15 protein-coding genes and 1 tRNA gene are annotated in these 14622 nt (G+C 63.3%); 13 read left to right on the top strand and 3 right to left on the bottom strand.

Going from position 1 to position 14622, the window contains the following annotated elements; all coding sequences use genetic code 11:
* The first annotated feature begins 203 nt into the window (after positions 1 to 203).
* From DVO78_RS02175 to cls, 8 genes are all read left to right on the top strand, one after another.
* Positions 204 to 280 (top strand) — tRNA-Pro (locus tag DVO78_RS02175).
* Between the two features lie 456 nt (positions 281 to 736).
* Positions 737 to 994, top strand: coding sequence for a hypothetical protein (locus tag DVO78_RS02180; RefSeq protein WP_120003184.1), 258 nt, complete (start codon positions 737 to 739; stop codon positions 992 to 994).
* Positions 967 to 1248 carry a type II toxin-antitoxin system RelE family toxin gene (locus DVO78_RS17410; RefSeq protein WP_157983816.1) on the top strand — a complete coding sequence of 94 codons (282 nt, stop codon included), beginning with the start codon at positions 967 to 969 and terminating at the stop codon, positions 1246 to 1248. Before DVO78_RS02180 ends, DVO78_RS17410 begins: the two co-directional genes overlap by 28 nt.
* Positions 1249 to 1512: 264 nt before the next feature.
* Complete coding sequence (locus DVO78_RS02190; RefSeq protein ID WP_120003186.1) at positions 1513 to 3069, top strand: succinic semialdehyde dehydrogenase; 1557 nt, start codon at positions 1513 to 1515, stop codon at positions 3067 to 3069.
* An 11-nt stretch (positions 3070 to 3080) separates the two neighbouring features.
* Positions 3081 to 3935 carry an SDR family oxidoreductase gene (locus DVO78_RS02195; RefSeq protein WP_120003187.1) on the top strand — a complete coding sequence of 285 codons (855 nt, stop codon included), beginning with the start codon at positions 3081 to 3083 and terminating at the stop codon, positions 3933 to 3935.
* Between the two features lie 111 nt (positions 3936 to 4046).
* Positions 4047 to 4784, top strand: coding sequence for a YwaF family protein (locus DVO78_RS02200; RefSeq protein WP_120003188.1), 738 nt, complete (start codon positions 4047 to 4049; stop codon positions 4782 to 4784).
* Positions 4781 to 5431 carry a hypothetical protein gene (locus tag DVO78_RS02205; protein WP_120003189.1) on the top strand — a complete coding sequence of 217 codons (651 nt, stop codon included), beginning with the start codon at positions 4781 to 4783 and terminating at the stop codon, positions 5429 to 5431. Before DVO78_RS02200 ends, DVO78_RS02205 begins: the two co-directional genes overlap by 4 nt.
* 135 nt (positions 5432 to 5566) lie before the next feature.
* Positions 5567 to 7069 carry a cardiolipin synthase gene (gene cls, locus DVO78_RS02210; protein ID WP_120003190.1) on the top strand — a complete coding sequence of 501 codons (1503 nt, stop codon included), beginning with the start codon at positions 5567 to 5569 and terminating at the stop codon, positions 7067 to 7069.
* A gap of 23 nt (positions 7070 to 7092) precedes the next feature.
* On the opposite strand, the gene aceB is transcribed toward cls, so the two are convergent.
* Complete coding sequence (gene aceB, locus DVO78_RS02215; protein ID WP_120003276.1) at positions 7093 to 8697, bottom strand: malate synthase A; 1605 nt, start codon at positions 8695 to 8697, stop codon at positions 7093 to 7095.
* Positions 8698 to 8768: 71 nt separating this feature from the next.
* On the opposite strand from aceB, the gene DVO78_RS02220 reads away from it, so the two are divergent.
* The 3 genes from DVO78_RS02220 to DVO78_RS02230 are packed head-to-tail and all read left to right on the top strand — an operon-like array spanning position 8769 to position 10431.
* A complete protein-coding gene (locus tag DVO78_RS02220; protein WP_120003191.1) occupies positions 8769 to 9554 on the top strand; it encodes an IclR family transcriptional regulator in 786 nt (261 codons plus the stop codon).
* A gap of 39 nt (positions 9555 to 9593) precedes the next feature.
* On the top strand, positions 9594 to 9929 hold the full coding sequence (locus DVO78_RS02225; RefSeq protein WP_120003192.1) for an ArsR/SmtB family transcription factor: 336 nt from the start codon (positions 9594 to 9596) through the stop codon (positions 9927 to 9929).
* A complete protein-coding gene (locus DVO78_RS02230; RefSeq protein ID WP_120003193.1) occupies positions 9922 to 10431 on the top strand; it encodes an SRPBCC domain-containing protein in 510 nt (169 codons plus the stop codon). The genes DVO78_RS02225 and DVO78_RS02230 overlap by 8 nt, the downstream gene beginning before the upstream one ends.
* 117 nt (positions 10432 to 10548) lie before the next feature.
* Here DVO78_RS02230 and DVO78_RS02235 read toward each other — a convergent pair whose 3' ends face one another.
* Positions 10549 to 10980, bottom strand: coding sequence for an Lrp/AsnC family transcriptional regulator (locus DVO78_RS02235; protein WP_120003277.1), 432 nt, complete (start codon positions 10978 to 10980; stop codon positions 10549 to 10551).
* Positions 10981 to 11117: 137 nt separating this feature from the next.
* Here DVO78_RS02235 and DVO78_RS02240 point away from each other — a divergent pair, with 137 nt between their 5' ends.
* On the top strand, positions 11118 to 12146 hold the full coding sequence (locus DVO78_RS02240) for an ornithine cyclodeaminase (protein ID WP_274380728.1): 1029 nt from the start codon (positions 11118 to 11120) through the stop codon (positions 12144 to 12146).
* Between the two features lie 2 nt (positions 12147 to 12148).
* On the top strand, positions 12149 to 13177 hold the full coding sequence (gene ctlX / locus DVO78_RS02245; RefSeq protein WP_202912061.1) for a citrulline utilization hydrolase CtlX: 1029 nt from the start codon (positions 12149 to 12151) through the stop codon (positions 13175 to 13177).
* A gap of 127 nt (positions 13178 to 13304) precedes the next feature.
* On the opposite strand, the gene DVO78_RS02250 is transcribed toward ctlX, so the two are convergent.
* Complete coding sequence (locus DVO78_RS02250) at positions 13305 to 14621, bottom strand: DUF4032 domain-containing protein (RefSeq protein WP_120003195.1); 1317 nt, start codon at positions 14619 to 14621, stop codon at positions 13305 to 13307.
* Position 14622: the final 1 nt, after the last annotated feature.

Genomic DNA, 14622 nt, shown 5'->3' on the forward strand with positions numbered 1-14622 from the left:
ACAGCGCCGATGGTACTGCACCCGAAAGAGTGTGGGAGAGTAGGACACCGCCGGACACAACATTGAATGACTGAGGCCCGAATCAGGCAATGATGCCTGATTCGGGCCTCAGTTGTATGCACAGACGATTCGCAAGCAATACGATTTCACGCTAAAATTGATCTTCGCGTGCTTAGCTAAATTGTGGCTCTAGCACGTGGCCACGGGGTGTGGCGCAGCTTGGTAGCGCGCGTCGTTCGGGACGACGAGGTCGCAGGTTCAAATCCTGTCACCCCGACCACAAATCGCTGATACTACAGGCACGCAGCCCGGCTCCGCATCACGCGGTAGCTGGGTTTTCTGTTGAACCCACCACTTTTCCACCACAGACGGCTACATCCAGACGCTGCGTCACCGGCGGCTTGCAGTTCCGTGAGCTTCTTTCGGCGAACCCAGCACAGTGCAACCACAAGCGCCCAAGGCGGCTACAGCCCCATCGCTCGATTGTGCGTCTGCGAGGCTGATTCAGACTCCGTCGGGGCAGAATGCGGTCACCTGTATGGGGCTGGGGCTTGCGCGGTATGCGATGCCGGATTGACTGTGTGTTGTGAACAGGTGTGAACCATAGCGCAGATCCTGCGAGGTGAGCATAGTAAAGTTGCAGCGCTGAACCCGAAGGAGGTCCCAGGAGATGATTCCCTTGTTACTTGAGGAGACGTCTGTGGGATAGTGACGGAACGAGAGAGGAGGCTGCTTGATGTCCGAGGCCCTTGATTTCGACCCGAAGACAGACACCCCCTTCGACAAGTTTGGCAATCTGTCCAAGGCAGAGGCGATGCGTCAACTGGCCGCGTCTGACATCAACGAAGAGCTCTACGCAGCTGAGCTTAATGCTGAGTATGATGCCTATGCCGTGGTGAGGCCCAGGGAGTCCCTGCCGAGGAGCTCTACGCCGAGCTTGGCCTTGACGAGGAATGATCCGTTTTCGTGCCTGAATCACCCTCGTGGCGACTGATTCATCTGCCGAGAGCGCAGAAGAGTCTCCGTAAACGTGATAAGCAGGTTGCTCGAGAAGTACGGCGGCAACTCGACAGGCTCACCACTTTCGAGGATCTCGCTCAAGGGCTCAAACCGCTGTCTGCGCCGCTGGCGGGTCACATTCTCCTCCGGGTGTTCAAGGACTGGCGTGTGCTCATCCGGTTGCGGCATGGTGAGCTGGTCATCGTCGCTGTTGATGTCGACCACCGCTTGGCCGGCGTCTACGACTGAGCGTCCAGCACGTACGGTTCTTCCGGAAGAGGCGATGGAGGAAGAACCCACCCCCATAGGGGGTATCCACTTATCGTCGAAGACAGGTTGAGGGGCAGCCCGGCACCGCATGAGGCGGCAATAGACTTCATGTCTTAAGAGACTGGGTTTCACCTCACATGTCCTCAGATCCGAGGAGTGCACCACCACCCAGGTGGCGCCTATCCTGATGTATGTCGCGGTCATCTGAGCCGCCTCATCATTGTTCAACCAAGGAGGCGACATATGAGCACTCCGCACGCTGCACAGCGTCATGACGCCCAGCCCCAAGCCCAGGGATTGGCGGACCTGGTCAGTTCCACCCACCGTGCGGGTGAGGTGTGGGTGAGCAGTCCCTTCGACGGCACCCTGGTCGGCACGCTGCCCGCGTCCAGCGATGAGGATGTGCACAGCGCCGTCGCTGCTGCTCGCGACGCCCACCAGGAATGGGCGGCGCGGCCGGTGGCTGAACGCGTTGCGCCGCTCCTTGAATTCCGCGAGCTGGTTCTCCAGCACTCCGAGGAGCTGCTGGACCTAGTGCAGCTGGAGACAGGAAAAGCCCGGTCCAGCGCACTGGAAGAGATCGCTGACATCGTCCTCTGGTCCAGCTACCTGGTCCACCACGGGCCCCGCGCACTGCGCAGTCAACGTCGCTCCTCGGCGTTTCCGCTGCTGACCCGCACCACGGAGCACCACAAGCCCATCGGCGTCGTCGGGGTCATCACGCCATGGAACTACCCGCTGACCCTGCCGGTGACAGACTCGCTGCCTGCCCTGCTGGCAGGCAACGCTGTGGTGCTCAAACCCGATGAACAGACCAGCCACACCGCACTGCGCCTACTGAGCCTGCTGCGCCACGCAGGGATCCCTGAGGACCTGATGCAGATTGTGGTCGGTTCGGGTCCCGAAGCCGGAGCGGCCTTGGTGGACTGCGCCGACTACCTGATGTTCACCGGCTCCTCCGCCACCGGGGCACGTGTGGCCGCTCGCTGTGCCGAGAGGCTCATCGGCTTCTCCGGAGAGCTGGGCGGAAAGAACCCGATGCTGATTCTCGACGACGCCGATACCTCCAGAGCAGCGGCCACCGCCGCCCAATCCTGCTTCTCCAACGCCGGACAGCTGTGCGTCAGCATCGAACGGATCTACATCCACGATTCAGTCTGGGAAGAGTTCACCACCAGGTTCCTGCGAAGAGTCTCCCAGCTCAAACTGGCCCCCGGGCTGACCTGGCAAGCCGATGTGGGATCGCTGATCAGCGAGCAGCAGCTCAAGGTTGTCGCAGAGCACGTCGAAGACGCTGTGGAGAAGGGCGCCACCGTCCTCACCGGGGGCAAACCCCGGCCTGACCTCGGCCCCTTCTTCTACGAGCCCACAGTGCTCACCGACGTGACTGAGCAGATGGCGCTGCACAGCACAGAGACGTTCGGGCCGGTGGTCAGTCTCTACCGCGTGACCAGCGAAGAAGAGGCCATCGCGGCAGCCAATGACTCCCCCTATGGGCTCAACGCCAGTGTCTTCTCCGCCAAGCGCGGCCCCGCTGTGGCCCGCCGCCTACAGACCGGCAGCGTGAACATCAACGATGGATACGCTGCCTCTTGGATATCCCTTGACGCCCCCATGGGCGGGATGAAGAGATCAGGCGTGGGCCGCCGGCACGGTACACAGGGCATCCTGAAATACACCGAAAGTCAGACCGTCGCCCGGCAACGCTTCGCCTCAGTGGCGCGGCCAGCCGGAGTGGGGCGCCGGCTCTGGGCGCAGATGATGCTGCGCGGGATCAACGTGCTCAAGCGTCTGCGGTAGCATGACTGCCCGTGCAGTATGACCTTCAGAACAGAAAAGTCCTGGTCACCGGCGGCGCACGCGGTATTGGCCGGCTTCTGGCTCTCGGTGCCGCCCACCGGGGTGCCCGAGTGGCGATTTGGGACATCGATGCAGCTGCCGCCGAACGGGTCAGCCGCGAGATTCACCGCACCGGTGCAGCAGCAGAGGCCTTCGGTGTTGATGTCGCCGACCGCACTGCAGTGAAAGCGGCTGCCCAGAGCACCGGTGAGATCGATGTGCTGATCAACAACGCCGGGGTGGTCACCGGAAAGAAGCTTCTGGAGGCTCAGGAGGATGAGATTGAGCGCACTTTTCAGGTCAATGTGCACTCCTTGTACTGGGTGACCAGAGCATTCCTGGGCGGCATGGTGGAACGGGGGCATGGCACGGTGGTCACAGTAGCCAGCGCGGCAGGGCTGGTGGGAGTGGCCCGGCAGACCGACTACTCGGCGTCGAAATTCGCCGCTTTCGGCTTCGCAGAGTCCCTGCGCGCCGAGCTGGCCAAGGACAGCACCGGCGTGAACTCGTTAGTGGTCTGTCCCTCCTATACCAGCACCGGTATGTTCGACGGCGTCCGCACCCGCTTCCCGCTGCTGCTGCCGATTCTGCGCCCGGAGACTGTGGCAAAACGTGCCCTGGACTGCATCGAGAGGGGTGAGTCCCAGCTGGTGATGCCACGGCTGGCCAGAACGATTCCTGTGGCACGCGCCATGCCGGTGAGGATCTTCGACAGGACCATGAACTTCTTCGGGGTCAACACCAGCATGGACGGCTTCCGGGGCCGCGCCACTAGACCTGCTGACCGCGCCGAGCAGCCGGATGGCCTCACCAAGGAGCTCAAGTAGTGAGTCCGGCTAGACCGGCTGTCCCGCTGCCCTTTTCTTAGCAGCTCCTTTGTGCTGGTCGAATCGTATTATGGCGTTGCTGTGTACGGGCGGCTCCGTAGACTTGATGCTGTGAGCCCAGTGATCGCCTCGGTACAGCGCCCAGAGCTCTTCGGCGGTGTGCACCTGGGTACATTGGTCGTCACGGTGCTTCTGGCTATCCTGGTGATCTGGGCCGGGCGGCGGCTGCGAGGAACTGACGCGGAGGCCGCTCTGAGCCGGAGTGCAGGCTGGGTTCTTCTTGCCGCCTCCCTGGGGTGGATGATCTGGGGCATGCTCCCGGCCAACTGGGATATTGAGGACTCACTGCCGCTGCACTATTCGGATGCTCTGCGGTTCATCACCGCTGTCGCGCTGATCCGTAAGTCACAGTGGGCTGTGGCCGTGTGCTACTACTGGGGGCTGACCCTGAACACCCAGGCCATGATCACTCCGCATCCCAGTCAACTCGAGGTGTTCTCCGTGAACTTCGTGTTCTATTGGGGCCTGCACATCGCTGTTTTTCTGGGGCCGCTGTGGCTGGTCTGGGGATTGGGGCACCGGCCGCAGTGGAAGGACTTCTTCATCGCCTTCACTGCCGCCCTCCTGTGGGCCGGGATGGTGATGGTGGTCAACTCTGTGCTCGGGACGAACTACGCGTTCCTGAACCGAACGCCTGAGGGCGCTTCACTGCTGGACTTCCTGGGTCCATGGCCCATCTATGTCCTATGGCTGGTCGCGCTCACCGGAATGGTCTGGGCGCTGATGACCTGGCCCTGGACATCAGCGGTGAGGTCCTCTCCACCTTCCGCCGATAGGGTGGACACGTGACACTAGAAGGCCCCACACCGGGGGGAAGACGGCAGCAGAGGAAGCTCAAGGTCTCTGCGTCCCTTGCCGCGTTCCTCATCGGTTTCGTGATCCTGCTGGTCCTGATGCTGCCCAACCCCTGGGCACTGGCGGCAGGCGCCGTCGTCGGCGGTGCCGCTGCCGCAGGCACCTACGGCATGATGTACGGCAGAGAGATCAGCAGCCGGCGCAGATACGTTGAACTGACCACACAGCAGGAGGCGCTGAAGTCCAGACTGGCTGAGATCGGCACCACAGTGCGGGCCAGGTCGAACCAGTTTCCGCCGGCCACCCACGGCCAGCTGCGCATGACAGTCCTTGGACTGGAGGAGATCGTTCAGCGCTGGGAGACCCTGGACCGCGCCCCTGAGCAGCAGGATGCGGTCTATCACACCATCACCCGCCATCTGCCGCGGACTCTGGAGCTGTTCCTCGGGTTGCCCGACTCGGCCAAGCCCAAGCACGCCGAGGAGTTCAAGGACCAGATCAGCGTGATGGCTCAGGCGGTGGCGAAGACTCGCGATCAGGTGGTGCAGAAAGACCTCCAAGCCTTGAAAGCCAACCGTGCCCTGCTGGAGGAGGCGCTCACCGATCCTGATGAGCGGCTGTTCCGGCAGGAGGGTCTGTAGCTGTAGCCGCGGACCTTTCCCCCAGCAGCTGCGCGGCGATGATGCTCTTGGCTGTGAGTCTCTGGCCCGGTGATGACGCAGTCTCAGCAGAACAGTTGATACTGTGACGATCACTGCATTCGGAAGGAAGCCTTCATGACCCTCAGCAGCGTTCTCATGGGAGTCTTCATCGCCGTCGACCTCATCATCAAAGTCGTCGCCATCGGGGTGGTCCCGGAGAACCGCAAGCCATCCTCCTCAACCGCTTGGCTGCTGATCATCCTCTTCTTCCCCTTCATCGGGCTGCCGCTTTTTCTGCTCATCGGCAGCCCCTACATCAACAAACGCAGGCAGCGTATCCAAGCACGGGCGAACACCATCCTGGCCACAGGCGCTGAACAGCTGCCCTCGGCGCCGCCGACGGTTGAGCTCTCCGGTGAGCTGCGCGGTGTGGTGGAGCTGACCCGTTCGCTGACCTCGCTGCCGATGGTCACCGGGAGCAACCTCGGGGTCGAGATGGACTACCAGAGGTGCTTCGAACGGATGGCCGAGCTGGTGAAGACAGCCGAGGAGACCGTCGAGGTCGAGTTCTACATTGTCGCCCGGGACTCGACCACCGAGGGATTCTTCCTGGCACTTGCCGCCGCGGTCCGGCGCGGCGTGAAGGTCAGGCTGCTGCTGGATCACATAGGCTCGCGCAAGTACCCCGGCTTCACAGCGATGCAGAGCTGGATGACTGAGGTGGGGATCGACTGGCACTTCATGCTGCCCTTCCGACCGTTCAGAGGCTCCTGGAAACGACCCGACCTTCGCAACCACCGAAAACTCCTGGTGGTCGACGGCCGGGTCGCGATGATGGGGTCGGCGAATCTCATCGGCTCCACCTACGGCTCTGAGAAGAACCACAGGATGGGCAGGCACTGGCACGACATCATGGTCGAGCTCACCGGAGAAATCGTCAGCTCCCTGGAGGCGGTCTTCGCCGTCGACTGGTACAGCGAAACCGGCGAAGTCATCAATATCCACGCCTACCGGTTCAGTGAGCACCTACCAGATGAGCGCTTGCTGCCCTCGGCACACGGGCCTGAACGCGAGGTGGGCGGGTCGGTCAACGCTCTCCAGCTGATCCCTTCCGGTCCTGGTTTTCGCACCAGTGCCAGCCTGCGCGCCTTCAACTCCCTGATGTACACCGCCAAAGAGCGTCTGGCGATCGTCAGCCCCTACTTTGTGCCCGAGGAGTCTCTGCTTGAAGCGATGACCACCGCAGCAATGCGTGGAGTTCAGGTGGAGCTCTACGTCAGTGAGCAGGCCGATCAGTTCATGGTGGACCGCGCGCAGTCGTCCTATTACCAGGCGCTGCTCGACGCCGGGGTGAAGATCTACATGTACCCGGCACCGCAGGTGCTCCACACCAAATGCTTCCTCATCGACCAGACCTGCGCAGTGCTGGGCTCATCGAATATGGATATGCGCTCATTCGGCCTGAACTACGAGATCAGCCTGCTGGCCACCGGCGGCAACGTCGTGGAGCAGATTCATGGTGTGATCGCCGAGTACCAGCGGCTCAGCACGCTGGTGGACCCCGAAGAGTGGCCCAAACGCTCCGTGGCCAGGCGCTACTCCGAGTCGGTGATGCGCCTGACCTCGGCCCTGCAGTAGATACCGGCTTCGTCTGCGGCGACCTACCTGAGGATCTTGTAGGCAGGTGTGGTCAGGAAGTCCTCGTAGTTCTCGGTGTCGAGGACCAGGTGCCTGATGATGTCCGCCGCCGGCTCGAAGTAGCTGGTGAAGGTTTCGGCGTCGTCAATCTCTGAGCGCAGCCGCTCCACCTCCTCATCCAGCAGTTTCTGCACCAGATCGGTGGTGACGGTGACACCGGTATCAGCAGTGACCGTCTTGTTGTGGATCTGCTGCCACACCTGGGATCGGGAGATCTCGGCGGTCGCGGCATCCTCCATGAGGTTGTGGATGGCCACTGCGCCGTTGCCGGAGAGCCAGACCGCGGTGTAGTACACCGCCACGTAGAGGTTCATCCGGACACCCTGTTCGGTCACATCGCCCTCGGCGGCACCGACGTTGAGCAGGTCTGCTGCGGTGACCACGACGTCGTTGCGCTTGCGCTGAATCTGGTTCGGTTCCGAGCCCAGGACTTTGGTGAACTCCTCATCGCAGAGATCCACCAAGTCAGGATGGGCCACCCAGGAGCCGTCGAAGCCGTCAGTGGCCTCACGGGACTTATCATCGCGGACCTTCTCGATCGCCTTGGCGGTCACCTCAGGTTCACGGCGGTTCGGGATGAACGCGGCCATGCCGCCCATGGCGAAGGCCTCGCGCTGGTGGCAGGTCTTGACCAGCAGCTCCGTATAGGCCCGCATGAACGGCTGGGTCATGCCCACCTGGGCACGGTCGGGCAGGACGAACTGCGGCCCTGAGGCGCGGAAGTACTTGATGATGCTGAACAGGTAGTCCCAGCGGCCGGCGTTGAGCCCGGAGGCGTGGTCGCGCAGCTCGTAGAGGATTTCGTCCATCTGGAAGGCGGCGGGAATCGTCTCGATCAGCACGGTAGCTTTCACGGTGCCGTGTGGGATGCCGAGCTTCTCCTGGGCGAAGGTGAACACGGCGTTCCACAGCCGCGCCTCCAGGTAATGCTCCAGCTTCGGCAGGTAGTAGAACGGCCCGGTGCCCTTCTCCGCAAGAACCGCTGCGTTGTGGAAGAAGTGCAGGCCGAAGTCGACGAGGGCGCCGACAGCCGGTTTGCCGTCGATCTCGATGTTCTTCTCCGGCAGATGCCAGCCGCGGGGGCGCACGACGACGACCGGAAGGGTCACGTCCTCGCGCAGTGTGTACTCCTTGCCTTCTGGAGAGGTGAACTGAAGGGTTTCGCGGGCGGACTCGTAGAGGTTCTTCTGGCCATCGACCAGGTTTCGCCAGGAGGGGGAGAGGGCGTCCTCAAGGCAGGCCAGCCAGACCTTGGCGCCAGAGTTCAGGGCGTTGATGGCCATCTTGGCCGGCGCCGGCGGGCCGGTGATCTCCACCCGGCGGTCGGCCAGGCTCGCCGGCTGTTCGGCCACGGTCCAGTCACCATTGCGCACTTCGGCGGTCTCGGCGGGAAAGTCCATGGTGCCGGCCTTCGCGGCCTCAGCCTGGGCGGTGCCCCGCTTCTGCAGGAGATCGTCGCGGGTTCCGGCGAACCTGGCGTGCAGCTCTTCGATGAAATGCAGTGCTTCGCTGGTGATGATGAGGTCGGTTCCGTCGACGTCATAGGGCTTATTGACAGTGATGCTCATGGCTGCTCCTAGATGGTCACAGGGAAGTGAGGTGGTGTTCAGCATCATTTCTATGTCATAGAATCCACACTATGAAAGATGCAGTCCACCATGCGGACTCACTGCGTGTCGGCAATCCCCAACGGGTTCAAGTGGTTGAGCGCGCTTTCGGGCTGCTGGACGCCTTGGTGAAGTTCGAGGGCAGCGCCACCGCCGGGCAGCTCAAGGAGGCCTCAGGGTTGGCGGGCCCCACGGTGCACCGGCTGCTGCACACCCTCATTCACCTGGGTCTTGTGCATCAGCTTCCTGACCGGCGCTATGCCCTGGGCGCGAACCTGGTGCCTCTGGGGGAGGGGGCAACACGTCAGATGGGCGGATTGGCCGTGCCGCAGATGCAGTCGCTGGTGGCAGAGCTTGGCGAAAGCGTGAACATGGCGGCTATGGAGTCGGAGATGGTGGTCTATATCGCCCAGGCCCCGTCTCCGCACTCCATGCGGATGTTCACCGAAGTCGGGCGCCGGGCCTATATGCACTCCACCGGTGTGGGGAAGGCAATGCTGGCTACGCTGGACGAAAGACGGGTCAGGGAGGTGCTGGCCTCCACCGGCATGCCGTCGATGACGCCGAAGACCCTCACCCGGCCGGACGCCCTGGTGGAGCAGCTGCCCACCATCGCCCGGCAGGGTTATGCGCTCGACGACGAGGAACAGGAGCTGGGTGTGCGGTGCCTGGCCGTGTCCATCCCGCACGGCCCCACCCGGATGGCGCTCTCGGTGTCCGGGCCCACCTCCAGGATGGACGATGGCTTCGTCCGGCATGCTGCGCCGCTGATGGCGCGTACTGCCGCGGAGATTTCCCGGAAGTTCTCCCGCCGCTGATCCCTTGCCAAAGCGTAAGTTGAAACTTACACTTTAAGGGTGGATGTCTTTGAAGCGATCAGCGATCCCACCCGACGCCGCATTATCGAGTTGGTGGCGGCAGCTCCACGCGCCGCCGGTGAGATCGCCGGAGAATTCTCCATCTCCCGCCCAGCGGTCTCTCAGCATCTGGCCGTCTTGACCGCCTGCGGGGTTCTGCGGGTGAAAGCACAGGGGCGGCGGCGGGTCTATTCCCTTGACGACCAGGCTCTTGCTCAGCCGCACCACTGGCTGGAGGAGCAGCGTGGTCGGTGGAACAGTGCGCTGGATCGGCTGGAAGCTGCGATGGAACTCCAGGACGGCGCCAACCAACAGGAGGACGAAACCGATGAATGATAGTGACAGCTCACGCGGAACGCTTGGCGTTGGCCCCGACGGATCGTTTCAGATCCAATTCGTTCGCACTCTGGTTCAGCCGCCAGAACGGGTGTGGCTCTGGCTGACTGTTCCGGAGCTGCTGCAGCAGTGGCTTCCCGGCTGTGAGATCGATGCGCGGGAAGGCGGTGCGGTGCGATTCGACTTTGGAGAAGAGGGAACCGCCACCGGGGAGGTCCGCAGTCTCTCGGAATCCGGCGCAGACGCTGGGTATCTGCGGCACACCTGGGTGTGGGAAGGGGTGCCAACTTCTCTGGTGACCTGGACTGTGGAAAAAGAGGGCGACGGCCGAACCCGGCTGTCTCTGCTGCACCAGGAACTGGTCGAAGAGCCGGCCCGCGAATTCGCCCTTGGCTGGCACATGATCCTGGACTCACTGGACCTAGACCTGCGGGGCCAGTCCACTGATCCTGCCTGGGAGGCGGCGGAGGAGCTGGCCGGAATCTACCTCGGGGCGGGATAGCCGCACCCTGATCGGGTGCCGTCCCTCGTCATCAATCCCAGCAGGGGACGGTGTCCTCAGAGGCCGGGCGGGGCTCTTGACGCCCTTAATCAGTGACCGGCGGCATCGCATCCTTCACTAGCGCACCACCGAGCTGAGCAGCAGGCTGGTCTCCGAGTTCATGATGCCCTTGACCCCGCGTAGGCGGGTCAGCAGCGCGTCGAACTGGCTGAGATCGGCGCAGGAAATCTCCGCCACCAGGTCCCAGGCTCCGTTGGTGGTGTGCAGTGCGGTGATCTCCGGATAGCCGCGCAGTTCGGCAATGACCTGGCTGGTGGCCCGGCCGAAGAGCTCGATGAGGCTGACGGCCCTGACTTCCCCGACTTCCTGGGGGTCCCGGATGCGCACGCTGAAGCCCACGATGATTCCCTCAGCGGTGAGCTTGTCGATCCGCTTGGCCACTGTGGCCCGTGAGACTCCAAGACGGTCCGCCAGGGCTGAGACGGCGGCACGGCCGTCGCGCCGGAGCTCTGAGATGAGCCGCCGGTCAAGGTCAGAGACAGGTTCCATGGTCATCATGGTAAATCATAGGTGGCAAAGTGTTCCTACAATGATCATAATTTGTGCGAGATGGGTATTACGGTTGCACATCGATATTCGTATCCTGGTCTCAGACCCTGATGCGCAGACATGATGGAGGCCTCTTCGTGACCCAGTTCGTTGATGTGAAGAACATGACTCGGTGGATTCACCGCGACGGCGTGGAGCCGATCATGGCCGGGATGGTTCAGTACCTGGAGGATGACTTCCTCCGCTGGGAGAAGTTCGACAAGGTCCCCCGGGTCGCCAGCCACACCCCCTTCGGCGTCATTGAGCTGATGCCGACCTCCGACCATCAGGAGTATGCGTTCAAATACGTCAACGGACATCCCTCCAATCCGGCCCGCGGTTTTCAAACGGTGACAGCCTTCGGGATGCTCGCCGACGTGGACAACGGCTACCCCACCTTTCTGGCGGAGATGACGCTGCTCACCGCCCTGCGCACCGCCGCCACCTCAGCCATGGTCGCCAAGCGGCTGGCCCGCCCGGACTCCACCGTGATGGCGATGATCGGTGCCGGCTCCCAGGCGGAGTTCCAGGCTCTGGCCTTCCGTGCGGTGCTGGGCATCGATCAGCTGCGGGTCTACGACGTCGCTCCCGAGGCGGTGGTCAAGCTGCGCCGCAACCTTGAGCCGCTGGGCTTCGGCATTCTCGCCGCGGACTCCACCGATGAGGCTATCGAGGGCGCGGATGTGATCACCACCTGCACCGCGGATAAGGCGCGCAACACCATTCTTCGCAGTGACCAGGTGGGCCCAGGGGTGCATCTGAACGCCGTCGGCGGTGACTGTCCCGGCAAGACCGAGCTGGAGGCGGCCATTCTGGACCGTGGCAGAGTCTTTGTCGAGTACCCTGAGCAGACCCGGATCGAAGGCGAGATCCAGCAGATGGCTCCGGACTTCCCCGTGGTGGAGTTCTGGAAAGTGCTGGCAGGCCAAGAGCATGCCCGGTGCAGTGAAGGGGAGATCACCATCTTCGACTCCGTCGGCTTCGCCATCGCCGACTTCTCCGCGCTGCGCTATCTGCGCGATGCCACCGCCGGCACCGATATGCAGGCCAGGATCGACCTCGTCGCAGATCCGGAGGACCCCAAGGACCTGTTCTCGCTGATCAACTCGCTGAAACCGGTGGGCTAGCGATGACCGCCGAGCTGCTTGCCTCGCCTGCGGCGGCAGGCGCTTTCGGCGTGATGGACGCCACCTTGACCGGCCGGGGCAGACCCCGTCAGGGACCGGGCGGGATCCGCCCGCCGGCCCCACCAGCACAGGCACCGGCACATGTCGCGATGGTGCGGCCGCACCGGTTCACCGTCAACCTCGCCACCGCCGCGGACAATGCGTACCAGCGAGCAGCTGTTGAGACTCCTGACGCCGCCAGGCTTGCCTATGAGCAGTCCAGCAGACTCGCAGAGGCCCTCGCTGCAGCGGGGGTGGGAGTTTCGCTCTTCGACGACGAGCACGGACTGAGCCCGGACAGCGTGTTTCCGAACAACTGGTTCACCACCCACCCTGCTGGACAGGTGGTCCTGTGCCCCATGTACGCTCAGAACCGCCGGCAGGAACGGCGGGGCGACGTCGTCGAGCACCTGCGGGCGGCGTTCCAGGTCAGTCAGGTGGTCGATCTCAGCGCAGCCGAGGAGGCCGGCCAGTTCCTGGAGGGCACTGGTGCGGTGGTCATCGACCACGCCGGCGGGCTGGCCTATGGATGCCGTTCGCACCGGCTGTCCCAGGAGCTCTTCCAGCACTACTGCCGGCTGCTCGGCCTGGAACCGGTGCTTTTCGACGCAGCGGACGCCGCCGGAAAGCCGGTGTTCCACACCAATATCATGCTCAGCGTGGGGGAGAACGTGGTGTTGATCGGCAGCGAGCTCATCCGTGATCCCGCCCAACGGGCAGCAGTGCTGGAGCGACTGCGGGAATCGGGGCGCACAGTGGTGGAACTGACCGAGACCCAGATTCGCGGTTTCGCCGGAAATGCGCTGCAGCTGACCGGCGATGACGGCCCGGTGCTGGCGATGTCCATCACGGCCAGGGCCGTGCTGCGCCCCGATCAGGCGGAGGCGATCAGGCGGAGCTCACAGATCCTCAGCGCCGATGTCTCCACCATTGAGGCCTCCGGCGGGTCAGTGCGCTGCATGCTCGCCGGCATCCACCTGCCTCCCCGCTGACCCAGGATCCGCACCTGCAGTGTGGCCTTGAGGTGCTGACATATCGCAGTTGTGAGACATCGGAGGTGCGATGAGCGTCCGGCAGGCAGGATCATGAGCAGTGCCCGGTGAAGCGTCTCAGCCGTACTCAGCCGTACCAGGCGGATGCATCCTGGTCGGGGACGGACTCTTCCTGCTCTGCGGGGTGAGCACTCGGGTCCAGCTGTCTGATCACATCGGTCGGGGGGTTGACCATCAGGATGGCCTCGTCACGGTAACCGCGCAGCTCCTCGTCAATGAAGCTGGGCAGCGCCTCCTCCAGCTGGACGTCCCGGCCCTGGCGATCGGAGAGCTGCCAGCGGTAGTCCAGCAGCTGATGCATGATCTCCGCCGGCTCCAGCTTGTCGCGCAGATCACGTGGAATCTTGCTGATAGTGGGTTGGAAGACGTTCTGGGTCCACATATGTGCGGCCACTGACTCATCGCCGTGCGGATCGGTGGCCGCGCGGTAGGCATCGATCGCGCCCAGCAGCCGGCGCGCCTGGTTCTCCTGTACGTCCAGCCCGGTCAGCGCCATCAAACGCCGGTGGTGATGCCCGGGGTCGACCACCTTGGGCCGCAGCAGCAGATTTCCCTCTTCGCGTGCGGAACGGATGTCGTACTCCTCCACATCGAAGCCCAGCTCATTGAGTCTGCGGATACGTTCTTCGATCAGCCAGCGCTGATCAGGATTGAACGTGGTGTCGCCGGTCAGCTCCTGCCAGAGTCCGCGGTAGGAGTCGATGAACTGGTGGCTGGTGGCCACGGCATCGACGTCCTCGTCCACGAACCCGCCTTCCATGAGGTCCATCAGCTCCCCGGCGATGTTGACCTGGGCGACGTCGAGATCGTACTCCCGCTGCCCCGCAGAGAGGCTCGGGTGGATCTCCCCGGTCTCCGCATCCACCAGATAGGCCTTGAAATGGCCCGCGTCGCGCCGGAAGAGCGTGTTGGACAGGGAGACATCGCCCCAGTAGAAGCCCAGCAGATGCAGCTCCACCATCAGCAGCGCCTGGGCGTCGATCAGCCGCTGCAGAGTGTCCTTGCGCATCATCTGGTTGAACACCGCCCGGTAGGGCAGGGAGAACCGCAAATGCCGCGTGACCAGCGCCGGGGAGAGCGGCTGGCCATCCTCGCCGGCCCGTCCGGTGACCTCCGCCACGGGCTTGACGCAGGGAGCCCCCAGCCGGCCCAACTGGCGAAGCATCCGGTATTCGTGCCGGGCGGCCCGCTCCGAGGTCTCCTTGATGGCGATCACTGAGCCGCCCAGATAGGCGAAGCGCACAATATGGCGTGAGATGCCGCGCGGCAGGGCAGCCAGCACGTCATCGGGCCATTCAACCAGGGGCAGATGCCAGGGAAGGTCCAGCAGTTCTTGGGGAATGGTGCCCGATGCGGTCAGGCTCAGGCCCGCGGCAGGTCTCATA

The organism is Nesterenkonia muleiensis (genome assembly GCF_003600155.1).
GTDB classification, from domain to species: domain Bacteria; phylum Actinomycetota; class Actinomycetes; order Actinomycetales; family Micrococcaceae; genus Nesterenkonia; species Nesterenkonia muleiensis.

What these genes read in the sequence shown, in the direction of transcription:
- DVO78_RS02180 (WP_120003184.1), top strand. Translation starts at nt 737, where the DNA reads ATGTCCGAGGCCCTTGATTTCGACCCGAAGACAGACACCCCCTTCGAC.
- DVO78_RS02190 (WP_120003186.1), top strand. Translation starts at nt 1,513, where the DNA reads ATGAGCACTCCGCACGCTGCACAGCGTCATGACGCCCAGCCCCAAGCC.
- cls (WP_120003190.1), top strand. Translation starts at nt 5,567, where the DNA reads ATGACCCTCAGCAGCGTTCTCATGGGAGTCTTCATCGCCGTCGACCTC.
- aceB (WP_120003276.1), bottom strand. Translation starts at nt 8,697, where the DNA reads ATGAGCATCACTGTCAATAAGCCCTATGACGTCGACGGAACCGACCTC.
- DVO78_RS02220 (WP_120003191.1), top strand. Translation starts at nt 8,769, where the DNA reads ATGAAAGATGCAGTCCACCATGCGGACTCACTGCGTGTCGGCAATCCC.
- DVO78_RS02230 (WP_120003193.1), top strand. Translation starts at nt 9,922, where the DNA reads ATGAATGATAGTGACAGCTCACGCGGAACGCTTGGCGTTGGCCCCGAC.
- DVO78_RS02235 (WP_120003277.1), bottom strand. Translation starts at nt 10,980, where the DNA reads ATGGAACCTGTCTCTGACCTTGACCGGCGGCTCATCTCAGAGCTCCGG.
- ctlX (WP_202912061.1), top strand. Translation starts at nt 12,149, where the DNA reads ATGACCGCCGAGCTGCTTGCCTCGCCTGCGGCGGCAGGCGCTTTCGGC.
- DVO78_RS02250 (WP_120003195.1), bottom strand. Translation starts at nt 14,621, where the DNA reads ATGAGACCTGCCGCGGGCCTGAGCCTGACCGCATCGGGCACCATTCCC.